Origin of the sequence: Brenneria rubrifaciens (assembly GCF_005484945.1) — a bacterium.
GTDB classification, from domain to species: domain Bacteria; phylum Pseudomonadota; class Gammaproteobacteria; order Enterobacterales; family Enterobacteriaceae; genus Brenneria; species Brenneria rubrifaciens.
Genome location: NZ_CP034035.1, coordinates 1,330,104 through 1,347,100, shown reverse-complemented (window position 1 = coordinate 1,347,100; position 16,997 = coordinate 1,330,104). Strand labels below are relative to the sequence as shown.

The window sequence follows — 16,997 nt, the reverse complement described above, 5'->3', positions numbered from 1 at the left end:
GGAGCCGATGACCACGCTGAACAAGGCGCTGACGCGGCCCGCCGCCGTCATGGGCATTCCCCTCGTACCGTTCGTGATCGTCAGCGGGGCTATCGTCCTGCTGGCGGTTTACCTCAGCTATTACCTGGCCTTGCTGCTGATCCCCGCCTGGATGGAGATGAAGGCCAGGGCCCGTAAGGACATCCACTATTTCGGGCTGCTCTGGCTGGCGTTTAAAACGCGCGGCCAGTGGGCCGCCAACCGCCATTTTGGCGCCAACGCCATCCTGGCGAACCGCTATGACGCCGTCGATATTGCGGAGTTTACCGACAAGATGAAATTAAACGCGCGCATCACGCTGGATAAATACATTCCGTATTCCTCCCATATTCACCCTCACGTCATCAGCAACCGTCACCGGGATTTGGTGGCGACCTGGGAACTCGGCGGCGCCGTTTTCGAATGCGAAGATGAACATCATCTTACTTTTCTGGCGACTCACCTGAATAACCTGATCCGGTCGTATGAAGGGCAGCCGATCACTTTTTATCTTCACCGCATTCGCGAACCCTACCAGGACGCCTTTGCGGCACAATCGGGCCTTCCCTTTGCCGATGAGGTGGCGGAACTGTACTATCGGCCCCTCAAAAATAAACCGCGCTGGCGGCACCGGTTATTTTTCACCGTCTGCTTTGCGCCGCTCTCGCCGCTGGAGAAAAAGGCGCTGAGCAGGCAGCCGGTCGGCAAACGGCAGGCGGCGCTGGATAATGCCCTGAAGGCGATGCTGGAGCACTGGGCGTCATTGAACGCCGCCTTATCCCGCTATACGGCGACGCCGCTGGGCGTTTATGAGGCAAATGGGCGGGTGTACTCCTCGCAGCTTGCGTTCTACCATCGCCTGCTTACCGGCCAGTGGCAGAAGGTGGCGGTCACGCGCGCGCCGTTTTACCACCAACTTGGCACGGCGGACATATTTTTCACCACCGATACCGCCGAATGCCAGACGGTGGGCGGCTCCCGCTTCTTCCGCAGTCTGGAAATCAAGGACTATTCGCCCGACACCGCCACGGGCTTGCTGGATGCGCTGTTATACGCCGAAAGCGAGTATGTGCTGACGCAGTCCTTTAGCTGCATGGCGCGCGATGAAGCGCAGAACCATATCCGGCTGGCGGAAAAACGCCTGAACTCGGCGGACGACGACGCCCTGTCGCAGCGCGAAGAGCTGATTGTGCTGCGCGACCTGCTTCAGTCCGGACATGTGTCGTGCGGCAAATACCACTTCTCCCTGCTGGTTTCATCCGCCGACGCCGACCAGGTGGTGAAGGACGCCACAACGCTGGCGCAGCCCTTCGCCGACCTCGGCATCATGACGACGCTCTCCACGCTGTCGTTGCCCGCCGCCTATCTGGCGCAACTGCCGGGCGTTTATACCTTGCGCCCCCGGCTGGTGGCCGTCAGCAGCCAGAACTTTGCCGATATGGCGAGCCTGCACAACTTTCATCCCCACAAGCGCGACGGCAATCCCTGGGGCGAAGCCATCGCCATCCTCCGCTCGCCGGGCGGCGGCGGTTATTACCTCAACCTGCACGACAGCCAGGCCGGACGGGATGACTTTAACGAGAAAACACCGGGCAATACGGCGATTATCGGGAAAACCGGTTCGGGGAAAACGATGCTGATGACCGTGATGCAACAGCTGATGCAGAAATACCGCAACCCGGCGACCTTTGCCGCGTCGGCCGCCATCAAGCGGCTGACCACCGTCTATTTCGACAAGGATCGGGCGGCGGAGATGGCGATCCGCCAGATGGGCGGGCGTTACTTCCGCATCCGTACCGGCGAGCCGACCGGGTTCAATCCGTTTTCGCTGGCGCCGACCCGGCGGAACATCCACTTTATCAAACGGCTGGTGCGGATGCTGTGCCGGCGCAACGGCAAGCCGCTCGATCCGCGCGACGAAGCGCGCATCAGCGCCGCCGTGGACACCATCATGCTGGACTATCCGGCGGCATACCGCCGTTACGGCATCACCCGGCTGCTGGAGGTGTTGCCGGAGCCGCCGACCAGAGAGGCCCGCGCCAACGGGCTGCGCATCCGGCTGAAACAGTGGGCACAAGGCGGCGAGTTCGGCTGGGTATTCGATAACGAGGCGGATACGTTCGATATCAGCGATATCGACAACTTCGGCATCGACGGCACGGAGTTTCTGGATGACGACGATATCCGGGGGCCCATTACCTTTTATCTGCTGTACCGCGTCACCAGCCTGCTGGACGGCCGCCGGCTGGTGATGTTTATGGACGAATTCTGGAAGTGGCTGGCCGACGTCGAGTTCTCCCGGTTCTCGCTCAATATGCTCAAGGTCATTCGCAAGCTGAACGGCATCTTCGTGCCCGCCACCCAGTCGCCCGATGAGATCGTCAGGCATCCCATCGCCCCGGCGATCATCGAACAGTGCGGCACGCAGATCTTCCTCGCCAACCCGAAGGCCGGCCATGCGGACTACGTGGAGAAAATGAAGGTGCCGGAAAACGTCTATGACATCATCAAAAATCTGGATCCGGGCGAACGCTATATGGTGATCCTGAAAACGCCGCTGCGGGCCGGCGAAACCCGGCCGTTCGTGGCGCTGGCGAGAATGGATCTGTCGGGGCTGGGGAAAGTCGGCAAACTGCTGAGCGGCAGCGAGGACAACCTGAAGATCTTCGACGCCTTTTATCAGGAGGGCATGAAACCTGAAGAGTGGAAAGAACGGTTTCTTGAAAGGGCTATCTGAGAGGAGATAACAATGCGTACCCGAAATACCGTGCTGGCGTTAACCATCTTTCTCTCCGCTCCGGCGTTCAGCGCCGGGATCGCGGTTTTCGACGCCGTGCAGAATGCGGAATCCATTAGCCAGTGGACGGAAAAACTCAAGCAGTGGCAGGACACCGTCGTCCACTATAAAAGCGAGCTGGAGGCCTACAAGCGGCAATTAGCCACGGCGACGGGGATCCGGGATATTCAGGGCTTCCTTAACGAGGCGAAAAGCCTCAAAAGCGAGATTGACGCGCTGCGCAAAAACGGCGTCTCGCTGGATGATCTGCTGACCCATCAGGACGGTGCCTATTCCGCCGAGCTTCAGCGCTTGTACAGCAAATATCAATCTTTCGATACCTGTAATCAATCCAGCGCCTCGCCACGTTATCTGGACAGTTGCAAACAAATCATCCTGAATCAGGCGGTGGCGATAGAAAACACCGCCGACGTTGAAAGCAAGATCGCCGACACGCTCAAGGATATCGCCGCGTTATCCGACCGCATTTCGAATGCGCAGGACTCGAAAGAGTCGCAGGACCTGGCTAACGCCGTGGCGGCCAGAAGCGTACAATTGAACGCGCTGACCAGTCAGTGGGAAATGTCCGTCAGGCAGGCGGAACAGCGAACGCAACTGCTGGAGCGGCAAAAACAACAAGCCTTTGAGCAACAGCAATTAACCGCTCCGGTCGCCGATCTCAATAATATATAAGGAGTCTGATATGGTTAAACCCTTAATCATATTATGCGCCGTATCATGCGCTATCGCATTATCCGGTTGTAAAGAGACAAAATCTGAAGCCTGGTATAAACAACATCCTGACGAAACCTATAAGGTCTATACACAATGCCTCAAAGATGGCGAAGCGAGCGATAACTGCGAGTTCGCCCATCGAGCGGCCCTGATGTTCGCGCAAATAGGGAAACCCGGCATCAAGGAAAAGTTTGTAACTTTGTTTCAGCAGGAAGCCGAAAAAACAAAATCCGTCGCCGAATGATATTCCCTCCGATAAAACAGGGGATCCCCCTGTTTTATCCCCCACTTCTTCATTGGTAAGCGAGGCGCTATGTCCAGTGGGATTTTTGTCGGTATGAACAAAAACATCATGGATGGACTTAATGCCGTGTTGGAAGGTCAAACGTCGACCTACGGCACCATGATCAGCGTGATTATCGTCAGTTCCTTCACGCTGTTTATTCTGTATCGCGGTTATCAGACGCTGGGCGGCAAACTTCAGACCCCGGTTGAGGATGTCGTCTGGGATGTGGGCCGGATGCTGCTGATTACCACCTTTGTTTTAAACCGCGACGGCTGGCTGGATGCCGCCATTGCCGCCATAGAAGGACTTAAGGACGGGATCAGCGGCGACGATAACGTCTGGGCGTTGCTCGATACCGTCTGGGAAAAAGCGCAGATGCTCGGGCAAACGCTGTTTAATCTGGATACTGCAACTTACGTCAAACTGAACGGCGGCTTTGCCGAGGTACTGGTCTGGAGCGGCGCAATCGTGCTTTTACTGGCGGCGACATTCGTCAACCTGCTCGCCGAAATCACCATTCTGTTAATGACGACGACCGCGCCGCTCTTTATTTTCTGCCTGCTGTACGGTTTCCTTAAGCCGATGTTCGATAACTGGCTGAAAACCATTTTCACCGCCGTATTGACGATCATGTTTTCCGCCTTATCCATTCGAATCGCCATCAACTATTTGAATGAAATACTGGATGCCGCCGTCAACGCCTCCAGCGAAAGCAACATGGTGACCCTGGCGGCACAATGCCTACTGACCGGGATCGCCGCGGGCGTCGTGGTCTGGTTCTCCGCAAAAATCGCCGGCGCACTGAGCGGCGCAGCCGTTCAGGCAGTATTACAGGGCGCGGCCATGAGCGGTTTAAGCGGGCTGGTGAAAAAATCCGCAGGCACGGCCAAACCGACGCTGAAGGCCGGAGCTACCGGCGCTCGGCTGGCCGCCAAAGGCGGCGTTATGACGGGACAGTTGATTGGCGCCGGCGTGAACAACACCGTCAACGCCTGGCAAAAGCGCACCGCCGCAATAGCGAATATGAAACGCTTCAACCAGCAGCGTAACCGCTGATTTTTCCCTAATCCCCACCTTTGCATAGCGCCGTAGCGATCGCTGCCGGTGCGGCATCCCTGTCTCCGTTAAACAGAGGAATCCACATGAAATTCAGCCTGTTATTGCTGATGCTGTGCGCGCTCACGGGCTGCGTACGGCACAACGGCGGCCTGCCGCCGGTATCCGGCGAACCACAGCCGGTGAATTCCCCGACCACTATCCAGGAACTGACAAACCATGCCCGAGATTAACGACGTTATTGGCGCATCCAGGGCCTTTGAATCGGTCATCCTGGAGAGAGACGCCCGCGAGAAAAAGCGTGCCTGGCTGATGGCGGCGGTCGGATTTTTTCTGGCCGCGATGGCGATTGCGGCCATTATCATCCTGCTGCCGCTGAAAACCACCGAAATCGAACTCTGGTCGGTGGATAAACAGACCGGGCGTTATGACTTTATGACCCGCATCAAAGAGCGGGATATCTCTACGGAAGAGGCTCTCGCGCATTCCCTCGCGGCGCAGTACGTCAGCCTCCGCGAAGGCTATAACTATTTTTCCCTTCAGCGCGATTATGACGATGTGCAGTTATTCAACAGCGACGGCGTGAACAAGGATTATCTGGACGGCTTTAACGGCGACCAGGCGCCGGACGTTGTTTTCAACAAAGCGGACTATGTCGTCGCCATCGACATTATTTCCAACGTTCACGCGCCCGCCACGGCCCCCGACCGTCTGGCGACGTTACGCATCAAGCGGACTCTCCGCCGCATTGCGGATAATTCGGTGAAAACCGATATCTGGAATATTCGCCTGACCTACCGCTACCTCCCGCGCAAACAACTGACGGACAGCCAGCGTGAAGTCAATCCGCTGGGGTTCATCGTCACCAGCTACCAGCGCGATAAAGAGCTAAGGAGCGAATGATGCTGAAAAGAATGCTGACCTGCGTTTTTCTCCTGACGTCATTGACGGTCTGGGGCGCGGCGACGCCGCGCGGCAGCGCGTATGACAGCCGGATGCAGAGCGTCTCGTATAACAACCGGAACGCCACGGTTGTAAATACCCGCCCCGGCTACGTCACCACGCTGCTGTTTGATGACGATGAAACCGTTATCGACGCGCAGGCGGGCTTTCCCAAAGGCTGGACGGTAACCCGGCGCGATAACCGGGTGGCCGTCAGCCCCAATCCCATCGCCCAGCCGGTAACCGATGCCAACGGCAACAACGTCAGTCAGGTGTTTCTGCCGACCGCGAAGGACTGGAAAACCAATCTGTTTGTGGTGACGTCAAAACGCGATTACAGCCTGGAGCTGAACGTGCTGGAGCATGACTCGCCCGCGCAGGCCTTCGTTATCCTCTATCGCTATCCCGACGAAGTCCGCGAGCAATCCGCATCAGCCAGCGCCGCCCGCCAGAAACAGCTACGGGAAACGCAGGAAAAGCAACGGATAACGGCGGCGTTTCGGCAGGCGGGCACTCCGCGCAACTGGCGCTACACCAAACGGGTGGCGGCGGGATCGGCGGCCATCGCGCCGGACTTCGCCTATGACGACGGCCGATTTACCTACCTCGGCTTTTCACCCGTGAAAATCCTGCCTTCCGCCTTTACGGTCGTTAACGGCCGGGAGCAAGCGGTGACGCCCCGGATTGTCAGCCAGGGCAACTACAACGTGATGGTGGTGCGTTCTCTGTCGCCGCGCCTGGTGCTGCGCTACGGCAATGCGGTCGTCGGGATTGAGAACTCGGCATTCGGCAACGCGACCGCGGCTAACGGCGATACCGTCTCCCCCGACGTCACGCTGGAGGCCAAATGACCGATAAATTTCCCCCGGAAGACGCGCCGAAAACCACGGCGGAGCTGGAAGCCGAGGCGCGCGAACGCGCCCGCGCGGCAATGGCCGGCCAGGCGTCGGAGCAGAAAACGCCCCCCGGCCAGCCCGAAGTGACGCGTTTTCGCAAACCTGCCGGTCGCCGAACGCTGCTGGTCAGCCTGCTGAGTCTGGCCTTACTGATGGCGCTGGCGCTCGGCGGCGATTACTTTCTTACGGCGATGAAAAACGGCGATGAAAAGACGGCCGACGCCGCAGGTCCGCCGTCGGCCGGCGCGGCGCGCCCGCCACGAACCGACCTCGGCATGGATGAGAACCCGTTCAGCCTGTTCGCTCCCCAAAAGCCGGAAACGATGGCGGACAACGCTCGGCCGCAAAGCATCGCGCCGCCGTCACCAACGCCATCTGTCCTGAACAAGGCGGCGGCGCTGGCTGACGGACCGGGCAACGTCGCCGAAACGGCGCAACCCGGCGCTACGCGCAGCGCACCAAGCGAACCGCGCAACAGCGCAGCCACCGCCCGCGAGCCGCATGCCGCCGCCACCCGCGCCGACGGTGATCAGGACAATCCGGGCGTGGCGAAAGTCACCGGCGTTCGGCGGCTGAACCTCGATCCGGATCTCTATATCCCGGTCGACCGCTATATTCCGTGCTCGATGATGCGCCGCTTCGTTTCCGACGTGGGCGGCGCGCTTTCCTGCCTTATCAGCGAGGACGTCTACAGCGCCAGCCACCATGTGAAGCTGATCCCGGCGGGCACCGTCGCCAGAGGCGTCTATCGCACCGGCGCGCTGCAACACGGCCGCGGCCGGCTGTTCGTCCTCTGGACGGAACTGCGCACGCCGGAGCCCGGCAGCCTGCAAATCCCGCTGGTCGATACGCAGGCCAGCGGCCAACTGGGCGAAGCCGGCATCGCCGGCTGGGTCGACAGCCATTTCTGGACGCGGTTCGGCAATGCCCTGATGCTGAGTACCGTGCAGGATGTGGCCGCCGCGGCGTCGGATTCCGCGCCGGGCAAAGATCGCAATACCGACTACACCGAAAACACCCGCGCGGCCACGGCGGAAATGGCGAAAACGACGCTGGAAAACAGCATCAATATCCCGCCCACGATGTACCTGAATCAGGGCGATATTATCGGCATCATGACCGGCACGGATATCGATTTCTCTTCTGTTTATCAACTGCGACTGAAAACGAGGTGGTATGCGCGCTGAGAATCTGTCCCTTGAGTTTATGAAAAACCGGCTGTTCGGCGATTTACTGCCGCTGGCGGGTCTGACCGAGATCGCCATTAACCGCCCCGGCGAAATCCACGTCAAGATCCACGGAAAATGGCAAAAGCGCGACGCCCCGGTAACGCTGCGTCAGTGCCTTGCGTTCGCCAAGGCGCTCGCTTCCTGGAATGAGGACAACGTGGATGAAACCTCGCCGATCCTGTCCGCCACGCTGGGATCCGGCGAGCGCATCCAGACCATTATGCCCCCGGCCTGCGAGCGCGACACCGTTTCCATCACGCTGCGCAAACCCTCATTCGCGCAGAGAACGCATCGGTCCTGGATAGACGCCGGGTTTTATCAGCGGGTGACCGGTAAGGAGCAAATTGAAAGCAAGGACGATGAGCTGGCCGGTTACTATCATCGGGGAGAAATCCCGCGCTTTATGGAAAAAGCCGTCGAATACGGCAAAACCCTCTTTATCGTTGGTGAAACCGGGTCGGGTAAAACCACCTATATGAAAACGCTGCTGCACTATATTCCGCCGCATCTCAGGCTGACCACCATCGAAGACAATCCGGAAATCCGCTTTTACCGCCACGCCAATTATGTCCACCTGTTCTATCCGGCGGACGCCGGAGCGGATGCCATCGTCACCCCCGGCAGGCTGATCCGCGCCAACTACCGCATGAATCCGGATCGGATCCTGCTGGCGGAAATTCGCGGTCGGGAGGCCTGGGACGCGCTGAAAATCATCGGTTCCGGGCATGAGGGGCTGATCACCTCGATGCACGCGGGCAACCCCGAAGCCTGCATCGAAGGGATTATCGACCGCTGTTATGAACATCCCGACTGCCGGAATATTCCGTTCGCGGTGCTGCTGCGCAAGGTGCTTAACAGCGTGGACGTGATCGTCAGCGTCGATATTCACGGCGATATTCGCCGCATGGGCGCGATTTATTTTAAACCGCTTCACTTGAGCAGAATGAAGGAGGTCTTCAATGAGGCGAGCCGTTGAGATACTGTACGCCGGCGCGGCGCTGGCGGCGCTTTCCGGCTGCGCATCGCCGCCGGAGCCGGTTCAGCCCGCCTGGGATACCCCCGGCGTTGCCGTTAACGCCACGCTGCCGCAGTGGTCGGAAAACCGCATCGTCATACCGTCCGCCCATGTCGACGGCAGCTGGTCGATGTCCATGGTGTTCAGCCCCGAGGCCATATATCCGCCCGGCGTCTGGTATGCCGTCGCGCACTCAAAACAGGCCGTCGTCAGTGCGTCCGATGGGGCAAGTTATTTCACAGCGAAAACCTGGCTGAGAAAACACGGTTATCGCGCCGTCGTAATTTATCAGCCTAAAGCCGCCGACCGCTTCATCGGTCATGCCGTCGAGATATATTTTTACCGCTGACCGCGACGGTCATCCACGTTCGCAATTCCCCCGACCTTTATCTGCTGCAATAAAAGGATACCACCATGAAAAATACCCTTATCGCGGCGGCGCTCCTGTGCCTGGCCGCCGGCTTTTCCGCGCCGTCATTGGCGGCCGATCCCTGCGAAGCGGTGTTGTGCATGTATGGAAAGGCAACCGGCAACGGCGGCGGCAGCGAATGCCGCCAGGCGGAGCGCGCCTTTTTCAGCATCAACGCCTTTAAAAAACACCATCGCTTCAATCCGGGCAAGACGTTTGAGATGCGCCGGGATTTTCTCGCGCAGTGCGCCGGCGCCGATCCGGCCGCCGTCAGTCAAATATTATCGCGCTATGGTCGGGTGCGCGGCTGACCACGTTCCACGACAGGATAAAGGAACGATGGCATTGAAAGCCGCTCAATTCCTGCCGGCTTGGTTAAAGAATTGCGCGCTCCTCACCATACCAAAGTTGGGACCGTGACAGATCCACAAACCGGCGTTCGTCGTCAATAAGCGCTTGCAGCGTTTTAAGACCGTCTACCGTTTTTCTCGCCGTCAGATGGGCGTCCAGATCATCCCACCACAATTCCGCGCAGCCATCAAAATCGGCGCGATCACTCCCTCTCCCTTGTTCTAATGCGCGTTGGGCCGCTAAATTACACAAGGGATAGGTCTGAATGTATCTACGAATACCCAGTATCGCCGCATACTTGCGTACCAACGATGCATGGCTGTTGCGCCAATAGGCGTCGAACTCTTCTCTGGTGAGTTCAGGCAAGCGCTTCACGCACATGATAAGTTTAAGCATGGTTGTCGCTCCTTTCATTGTTGTTGAATTGAGCCAATGTTAGACTCTGACAGTACTGTCAGAGTCAAGAGCGAAAATGAAAATCGGCGAACTTTCATCACGAACCGGCGTCAGCATACGGATGTTGCGCTACTACGAGCAGAAAGGTTTACTTAATCCCTCGCGATCTGAATCAGGCTATCGTCGTTATGGGGTCGAAGACGTACAAAGAATCAAAGACATTGCCCTGCTCAACGGGGCAGGTCTCCCGCTGGCGGCTATTCGAGATTTGTTAGCCTGCGTACCATCAGGCGCGAACCCCGCGCCTTTGTGCTATGCGCTGAAATCGCGGATCAGAGAACAACTTGAACAGATCGATCGGCAGATCGCATCCTTGAACAAGAGCCGCCAGCGTCTTACTGGCTTGCTTCGCTAGCTCAATTGGCACTTCTTGTATAAATGGATTGAAGGAAGAAAGATGATTTTTTTTCAATCAGATAATGAATTTTAGAATCATCATTCATACCACCGATGGTGGAATCGACAAGGCAATGCCGCTCATTAACTTAACGCTGCTGAAGCGCGAGTCGGATCCCGAGACCACAGTAAATACAGCCGACAACTTTACCTTGCCACTTTAGCACGCTCGGATAACGACGCAGGAAATTCCCCATTTTACCCGCCCCCAGCGCAAAGATAAGCGTACTCCCGAACCCTATCATCGCAAACAGTACGCCCAGCAATAGAAGTTGCAGGAAAACGACACCGTTTTCCGGGCGTACAAATTGCGGCAAAAAAGCCAGGAAAAAGAGTGTCGTTTTGGGATTAAACAACTCGGTTAATACCGCTTGTCGAAAGGCCCGCCCCACCGACAAGCGTACCCGTTCCTGCTCAGGTATGACTGTTTCCCTTTGTCTGATGGTCCTGACGCCAAGATAGAGCAAATAGATTGCCCCCAGATATTTTATGATGCCGAACAGAGTGGACGATGCAGCAATAATAGCGGAAATACCCACGACAGCGAACAAGGTGTGGATGATATCAGCAACTGAAATGCCCGCACCGGTCACGATACCGATTTTCGTTCCTGATGTTGTCGCACGCGCGATAGTTAGCAGCGTCGCCGGACCGGGAATGAAAACGAAGCCCAGTACGATAGCGCAGTATGTCAAAAGTGTTGTGTAGTCGATCATGGCTATCGTCCCCCTTCGATGGCGAGCTTTAATCCCAGAGCGGTAAAAGAAGCGGCAAATGCCCGCCGCATCCACCCCATCGCCCGGGCGCTTTGCAGCAGGCGTTGGCGGCCGGTGGATGCCAATAGAACATAGCCCATGAACACAGCAAATGTCATCAGTGTGAAAACTAGGCCAAGCTCGATCAGCAGGCTTGGCGTGCTGCCAACCGGCACAAACTGGGGGATAAACGCCACGAAGAATAACGGGAGCTTAGGGTTGAGAATGTTCAGCAAAATGCCGCGCCAGATCAGCCGTATGGACGTAGCCGACGTCCCGGGTTTCACGGATAGGCCTCCCCGGTCATTCAGCACCGCCCATGCCATCCAGAGCAGATAAGCCACGCCAGCAAACTTAATGCTCTGAAACAATAACGCGCTGGTATGCAGAATAGCGGCCAAACCGGCCATAGCGACCATAAGGTGAATGATGGTAGCAATGGTGCATCCGATTGCGGCCCAAAACCCCGCCCGCAAACCACCCCCTAATGTTGCCGAAAGCGTATAAACCACGCCTATCCCTGGCGACAGGCATATAATGAAGACAGTGACGAGATACTCAATAGTCATGCATCCCCCTCTGGTATATCGAATATTATTTGTCGTCATCGATGGGCCCAGAGTGGAAAGAACATATTCCCACCCGACAGCAGGCTCGTCTGACTGGTAAACTGTGTAAGTGATGTGGATTACCTTGAGAAATACTATCAAGAAAACGGATAAGGCTTAACGCTATTCTGCACAGGCCTAATCCAGAGAATGCCGGCTTTGTTTTTTCATTCGTATTCCTTAGTAAAAAAAGCTTACGAATACAGTGGCATACACGAGACAACAGACGAATTCTCAGCCTATCAAATACTGCCGCAGGAATACGTGCCTTTAACCAGATATACATTACGAGCAGACGGCGATTTTTGGGCTTTAAAATTTATGCGTCAGCAAAAATTTTAAAGTGGCGTAAGGCGAGTAAATTCAATTTCAAAGAAATTGTTAATTTGCGTCGCCGAACCCACCAGCGAGCGCTCACCCCCAGGTGAACCGAGCTGGCGGGGGGAGCCGAATAAATTTCGCCGCCCCAGCGAGCGAAAAGCTATCGCCCACGATAGCGGTTTATTTGGGGGGCGCAGCCCCGCACACCGTCGCGGCTAAGTCTCCGGCCCAAAGCCGGTAACGTGGCGCGACCACCCGCTTTGAAGGCGTTTTCCCATTTTTTCGCTTGGCCGGCACGGACAAAAGAAAAAATAGGCGAAAAACGGCATCTCAAAGGGGGTGGTCGCGCGTAGCGGGCGACGGTGTGCCGCCGTTGACTTTGGGGGTTTTGGCGCAGCGTCCAGCGGCGACATTACCCCCATGCGATGGTCCATAAGGGCGTCCAGCCCGCATGAACTGGCGCACGCTGTTTCGTGCCGGGAAGCATGCTTTCCGACACATGGCTGCAGAGCGGTCACCTTCTTCGCCCCTGACGTTCGCCCCGCCTTTTCGCCCAACACCGTGGGGCGAATTGATGGGGCGATACGTTGGGGCGAGTCGCGGACAAAGGAGGCACCATGATGTTAAATAAGCTTGCCATTTCACTGTCGCCGATAGTAAATGGTGTGCTGTCCTTTATTGATGTTATGCAACAGCATCAATTGATGCTGGCGCTATTATCGGGACTGACCCTGCCGTTTTTTTCCTCAATGAAGAGCGATGAACGGCAAAGAGCCTCGCTATGGAAAAAGCTGATTATCAGTTTTTCCCTGCAGTGTTTTCTGTTTGGCATAATGAGCCCCTTACTTATTAGCATTTTTCAGTGGCTTTATAACGATCGGATACTTACCCGCACTCCCATTCTGGACTGGTCAATATTAATTATATTTACCGTGGCAGGGTTTATTTTCCATATTGCTCTGCGCCGAACATTAACGCCTGAACTGGATAAAATAAAAAAACGACTCATCAAAAAGACCAGTCTTGAACGAGAATTACGCACCGATGTACGCACGGTGAAATCGCTGCTGCCGGAAGCGCTGCATTATAACCCGCTGGATTATATCGACCTGAAAAAAGGTATTTTCATCGGGATGAACCAAGATAAACAACCGATGTATCTCCCGTTAAAAGACTGGCAAAAACAACATGCGGATATTATCGGCACCACCGGAGCCGGTAAAGGTGTAGCAACCGGTATATTGCTTTACCAAAGTATCCTGGCGGGTGAAGGTGTATTTATTATGGACCCTAAGGATGATGAATGGGCACCGCATCTTTATCGCAAGGCCTGTGAGGATGCAGGCAAACCCTTTGCCTTAATTGACCTGCGAAAACCGCAATACCAATTAAATCTGATTGAAAATATTACGCCTGACGAACTGGAGGAATTGTTTGTTGCGGGATTCAGCTTGGCGGAAAAAGGTCAGGAATCCGATTTTTATCGTATCGACGACCGAAAAGCGGCACGTATGGCGGCACAATTTGTCAGCAATCATCCCTCTTCGACTATCCGCGATATTTATAACGGCGAATATGTTCAAGGTATCGCGGAGGATATCAAAGCCTTTTTCGGCAAGATTGAAGAGCTGGCGTTGCTCAATGCCATCAACGCGCCGACAGGATTTTCACTCCAATCGGTTTTTGATGAAGGTGGCTGCTGCTATGTCATCGGCTCAATGCGCAATAGCAAGATTATCACCGCCCAGCGAATGCTGCTGGTACGACTTTACCAATTAGCAGAAAGGCGCGACCGGGTAAAAGAAACGCCCCGCCCCATAGCCATCTTTCTTGACGAACTGAAATACCACTTATCAAAACCAGCGCTGGAGGGGTTAGGCGCAGCGCGGGATAAAGGCGTACATATCATCATGGCCCATCAGTCCATTGCCGATTTAAAAGACTGCCCGGCGGATTTAAAAGGCGATGCAGTTGTCGGTGCAGTCGTTGAAAACGCCAAATTCAAGCTGGTATACCGCGTTATGGACCCGGATACAGCGGAATGGGTAGCGAGAATGTCTGGCACCATCTTAGTGGATGATGAAATCCGCAAAGCCAAAACTGATGCCGTACTGACGGAAACCATCGACGGTGAACGTACTATCAGACAGGCAGAGCGTTTCTTTATCGACAGCAATATGATCCTGAACCTGCCCGATTTTGTCAGCTTTATCTTTACGACGAGAACGCTTCCCTCTGCCTCACTGATTTCCCCCATCAAGGTACAAAAACACGAGCTGGAGATCTGTTCCGTTTCTCCGGATATTGCCGCATCGGCAGCACCGGCAAAAATCGCGCTGGACTTCGACGAGGAAGGAGCGACATCCGCTTCAACGACCAATGTCGCGGCAACCCAGCCTGATCTTTTCTTTGAAGGGGAAAGTAAATCAGCAAAACCGAGATCTGATGATGACGAAACACCGTCCTCGCTCAATTTTTAGGAGGCATAATGCTTATCGCCACGCATAGCGAGCGCACCGCCCGCAACAGCGAAAAGATAAAAAGGCTGCTGAATTTCCTGAAGGAAGAAACCTACAGCGACTTTAAAACGCTGATGCTGCTGTTTGGCTTCAGGGATCACAAATCGCTGTATACGCTGCTGACAAAAACTGAACGAATGGGGTTAATACAAAAGCATGTGTTTGAATCACGGACGATGAAAATGTCGTTGTGGGGCATAACCAGCGACGGACTGGCTATCGTTTTAACGCCGGACGATGACATTTTCCCGGCACGCTTTGAACCGTCAAAAATCACTGGCTGGACGCTGGAGCACCACCTTGATAATCAGGTTGCTAGGCTCATCCTGGAGAAAAAAGGCGCATCCGGATGGGTAAACGGCGATCGCTCAACGTTCCTCAGCCAGTATCAGGTCAAACACCGTCCAGATGGACTCATCACACTCCCTGACGGACAGGTCATCGCAGTAGAAACCGAGCGCCGCCTGAAAACCAAAGCTCGATACCAGGCGATTATCGCCAGCCATTTGCTGGCCCGGACACAAAAGCACTGGATTTACGTCTTTTATATCGTCCCGGACCTACAGAAAAAACACGCCCTTGAACTGCTATTCGGCAGCATCAGGCACGTTATCGTTAACCATCAACCTATCCCTCTGGAAGCACGTCACCGCAATGTTTTTCGTATTTATACGCTTGATGAACTGACACACCTATCATTAGATAACTACATGTAAGTCTTACCCTGGTCATCATGATGACCTTACCCGGCTTGGCGGCAATACCGCCAAGCCGGGTAATTTTTTATTCCACTGCGAGGTGCAGACTGTTCGGTACTCGCTGCACTGCGTTCCGCCTCAGTCTGCGCCTCGCCGCGTTGCTGATTAAAAACCATGGAACCGCACTCCTTTGCGGTTGTCCGGGCCCGGAATCAGAGTTTATCCATCAGATAACGATGTGCTTTTGAGGCGGCGCTGGCCGCTTTGAAAACATAGCGCTTGTCGTTTTTCAACGCCTGAAGCCATGAGGCAATATAGCTTTCGTGCTGCACCTCTCCAACAATACCCAAATCCGCCATCAGAAAAGCACTTCCCAGCTCCGCCACTAATTCCTCCTCCGCATAATCTGCACTGCCAAATCTTCCTTTCATTTCACGGTTAAGTCGTTTTTTACCACCACTCCAGTGAACCAGCTCATGCAGGCCGGTAGCGTAGAAGTTGGCCGCATCAGCGAAAAGATGACGCTCGGGTAACCAGACCTCATCGGTTGAGGGGCTGAAAAAGGCGTTTTGTCCTTTCTCAATGATGCTTGCGCCGCTCTTCTGGAACAGACTTTCAGCCTCCGGCAACGGGTTAAAGGTTGCTTCCGGGCTGACTGTTTCAGTTGTCAGAGGCAAGCCGTCAATTTGCTGAACGTTAAACACGTTGAAAGTTTTCAGCATCGGGATCTGGTCGATTTCACCGTCTTCGTTTTCTTTCTCTAAGGTTGTATAGAAAATGGCTGTAGTGCCGTGCTCGCCTTTGCGAACCTGCCCACCTACTGCCTGTGCTTGTTTGTAGGTCATCCAGCGTGAATCACCGAAACCCTGTTTTGACGCACTGCACCACAAAAGCATGATATTCATTCCGCTATACGCGATACCGGTTGCGAAGTTGGAAGGCAACCCAGACATGCCCGGCACTCGTGGCCATGGGCAAGACCATGGTTTTACACCGGCTTCAAGCGCTGCAATGATGTTGTTGGTGACAGTCTGATAAATATCGGTTTTGGCTTTAGAAAATTTCGTTTTTGAGGAGCCTGACTGCTCCAGCGGGGATACGCTGGTCGCCGCTGCGGCGTTAGGGGCGCTAGTCTGGGTGGTATACAGGGAAATGGTCATGTTTTTTCTCCGTCAGTGGTGTGATTTTCGTCTTCGTATCGCCTGACGGTTCGCTTTCCCGGCATCGTTCCGTCCCGCAAGGGCGCAGAATGCGTGCCATTTACCCTTGCGGGACGGGTTGTGTTAGGAAACGATTAACCGGAAGCAGATACGAGAGCGGAGTCACGCGGGAGAAAAAACTGGCCCTGCATAGGCAGGCGTAGCGCCCCTTGTTCCGCAGAGGTGAAATGAGGTTGGGTTGGATTTAGCCGTACCAGTTCAGACCTGAGTTAGCAGTTTTCTGTGGTAGAACACACTCAAATCTGACATTCTGCTTTGAGTATGCAGAGGAAGTTCGCAGTTGTTCTCTCAGTTAATTGAGGAATTACTGA

At 55.3% G+C, this 16,997-nt stretch carries 18 protein-coding genes; 14 read left to right on the top strand and 4 right to left on the bottom strand.

The features are described 5' to 3' along the window. The first annotated feature begins 7 nt into the window (after positions 1 to 7). The 11 genes from EH207_RS06270 (at position 8) to EH207_RS06225 (ending at position 9,673) form a co-directional block, all read left to right on the top strand. Positions 8 to 2,755: a VirB4 family type IV secretion/conjugal transfer ATPase gene (locus EH207_RS06270; RefSeq protein WP_137713211.1), complete on the top strand. Its 2,748-nt coding sequence runs from the start codon at positions 8 to 10 to the stop codon at positions 2,753 to 2,755. A 12-nt stretch (positions 2,756 to 2,767) separates the two neighbouring features. After that, positions 2,768 to 3,487 (top strand): TrbJ/VirB5 family protein, encoded by a 720-nt coding sequence (locus EH207_RS06265; protein ID WP_137713210.1) that lies wholly within the window; start codon positions 2,768 to 2,770, stop codon positions 3,485 to 3,487. Between the two features lie 10 nt (positions 3,488 to 3,497). Beyond that, positions 3,498 to 3,773: an EexN family lipoprotein gene (locus EH207_RS06260; RefSeq protein ID WP_009113430.1), complete on the top strand. Its 276-nt coding sequence runs from the start codon at positions 3,498 to 3,500 to the stop codon at positions 3,771 to 3,773. Positions 3,774 to 3,842: 69 nt separating this feature from the next. Next, a complete protein-coding gene (locus EH207_RS06255; protein ID WP_137713209.1) occupies positions 3,843 to 4,871 on the top strand; it encodes a TrbL/VirB6 family protein in 1,029 nt (342 codons plus the stop codon). A gap of 86 nt (positions 4,872 to 4,957) precedes the next feature. Continuing rightward, positions 4,958 to 5,104: a hypothetical protein gene (locus EH207_RS18115; RefSeq protein ID WP_009113432.1), complete on the top strand. Its 147-nt coding sequence runs from the start codon at positions 4,958 to 4,960 to the stop codon at positions 5,102 to 5,104. Next, the gene (locus EH207_RS06250; protein WP_009113433.1) at positions 5,091 to 5,774 is read left to right on the top strand and encodes a VirB8 family type IV secretion system protein; all 684 of its coding nucleotides are present in this window, start codon (positions 5,091 to 5,093) and stop codon (positions 5,772 to 5,774) included. The genes EH207_RS18115 and EH207_RS06250 overlap by 14 nt, the downstream gene beginning before the upstream one ends. Then, a complete protein-coding gene (gene virB9 / locus EH207_RS06245) occupies positions 5,771 to 6,664 on the top strand; it encodes a P-type conjugative transfer protein VirB9 (protein WP_246048877.1) in 894 nt (297 codons plus the stop codon). Before EH207_RS06250 ends, virB9 begins: the two co-directional genes overlap by 4 nt. Continuing rightward, positions 6,661 to 7,896, top strand: a complete 1,236-nt coding sequence (gene virB10, locus EH207_RS06240; protein ID WP_137713208.1) for a VirB10/TraB/TrbI family type IV secretion system protein — start codon at positions 6,661 to 6,663, stop codon at positions 7,894 to 7,896. The genes virB9 and virB10 overlap by 4 nt, the downstream gene beginning before the upstream one ends. Further along, entirely contained in the window at positions 7,886 to 8,914 is a 1,029-nt protein-coding gene (gene virB11 / locus EH207_RS06235) for a P-type DNA transfer ATPase VirB11 (RefSeq protein ID WP_137713207.1), read from the top strand. The genes virB10 and virB11 overlap by 11 nt, the downstream gene beginning before the upstream one ends. Further along, entirely contained in the window at positions 8,898 to 9,302 is a 405-nt protein-coding gene (locus EH207_RS06230) for a cag pathogenicity island Cag12 family protein (protein ID WP_137713206.1), read from the top strand. The genes virB11 and EH207_RS06230 overlap by 17 nt, the downstream gene beginning before the upstream one ends. A 65-nt stretch (positions 9,303 to 9,367) precedes the next feature. After that, positions 9,368 to 9,673, top strand: a complete 306-nt coding sequence (locus tag EH207_RS06225; protein WP_137713205.1) for a TrbM/KikA/MpfK family conjugal transfer protein — start codon at positions 9,368 to 9,370, stop codon at positions 9,671 to 9,673. A gap of 64 nt (positions 9,674 to 9,737) precedes the next feature. On the opposite strand, the gene EH207_RS06220 is transcribed toward EH207_RS06225, so the two are convergent. Beyond that, on the bottom strand, positions 9,738 to 10,109 hold the full coding sequence (locus EH207_RS06220; RefSeq protein WP_137713204.1) for an EthD domain-containing protein: 372 nt from the start codon (positions 10,107 to 10,109) through the stop codon (positions 9,738 to 9,740). A 76-nt stretch (positions 10,110 to 10,185) separates the two neighbouring features. Here EH207_RS06220 and EH207_RS06215 point away from each other — a divergent pair, with 76 nt between their 5' ends. Continuing rightward, a complete protein-coding gene (locus EH207_RS06215; RefSeq protein WP_137713203.1) occupies positions 10,186 to 10,524 on the top strand; it encodes a MerR family transcriptional regulator in 339 nt (112 codons plus the stop codon). A gap of 130 nt (positions 10,525 to 10,654) precedes the next feature. On the opposite strand, the gene EH207_RS06210 is transcribed toward EH207_RS06215, so the two are convergent. Continuing rightward, positions 10,655 to 11,281: a LysE family translocator gene (locus tag EH207_RS06210; RefSeq protein WP_137713202.1), complete on the bottom strand. Its 627-nt coding sequence runs from the start codon at positions 11,279 to 11,281 to the stop codon at positions 10,655 to 10,657. A gap of 2 nt (positions 11,282 to 11,283) precedes the next feature. Beyond that, positions 11,284 to 11,889 (bottom strand): LysE family translocator, encoded by a 606-nt coding sequence (locus EH207_RS06205; protein ID WP_137713201.1) that lies wholly within the window; start codon positions 11,887 to 11,889, stop codon positions 11,284 to 11,286. Between the two features lie 977 nt (positions 11,890 to 12,866). Here EH207_RS06205 and EH207_RS06195 point away from each other — a divergent pair. Both EH207_RS06195 and mobC read left to right on the top strand, forming a co-directional pair. After that, positions 12,867 to 14,729: a type IV secretory system conjugative DNA transfer family protein gene (locus tag EH207_RS06195; RefSeq protein WP_137713200.1), complete on the top strand. Its 1,863-nt coding sequence runs from the start codon at positions 12,867 to 12,869 to the stop codon at positions 14,727 to 14,729. A gap of 8 nt (positions 14,730 to 14,737) precedes the next feature. Then, complete coding sequence (gene mobC, locus EH207_RS06190; protein ID WP_137713199.1) at positions 14,738 to 15,484, top strand: MobC family replication-relaxation protein; 747 nt, start codon at positions 14,738 to 14,740, stop codon at positions 15,482 to 15,484. 194 nt (positions 15,485 to 15,678) lie between these two features. On the opposite strand, the gene EH207_RS06185 is transcribed toward mobC, so the two are convergent. Continuing rightward, positions 15,679 to 16,626, bottom strand: a complete 948-nt coding sequence (locus tag EH207_RS06185) for an ArdC family protein (protein WP_137713198.1) — start codon at positions 16,624 to 16,626, stop codon at positions 15,679 to 15,681. Positions 16,627 to 16,997 lie beyond the last annotated feature (371 nt).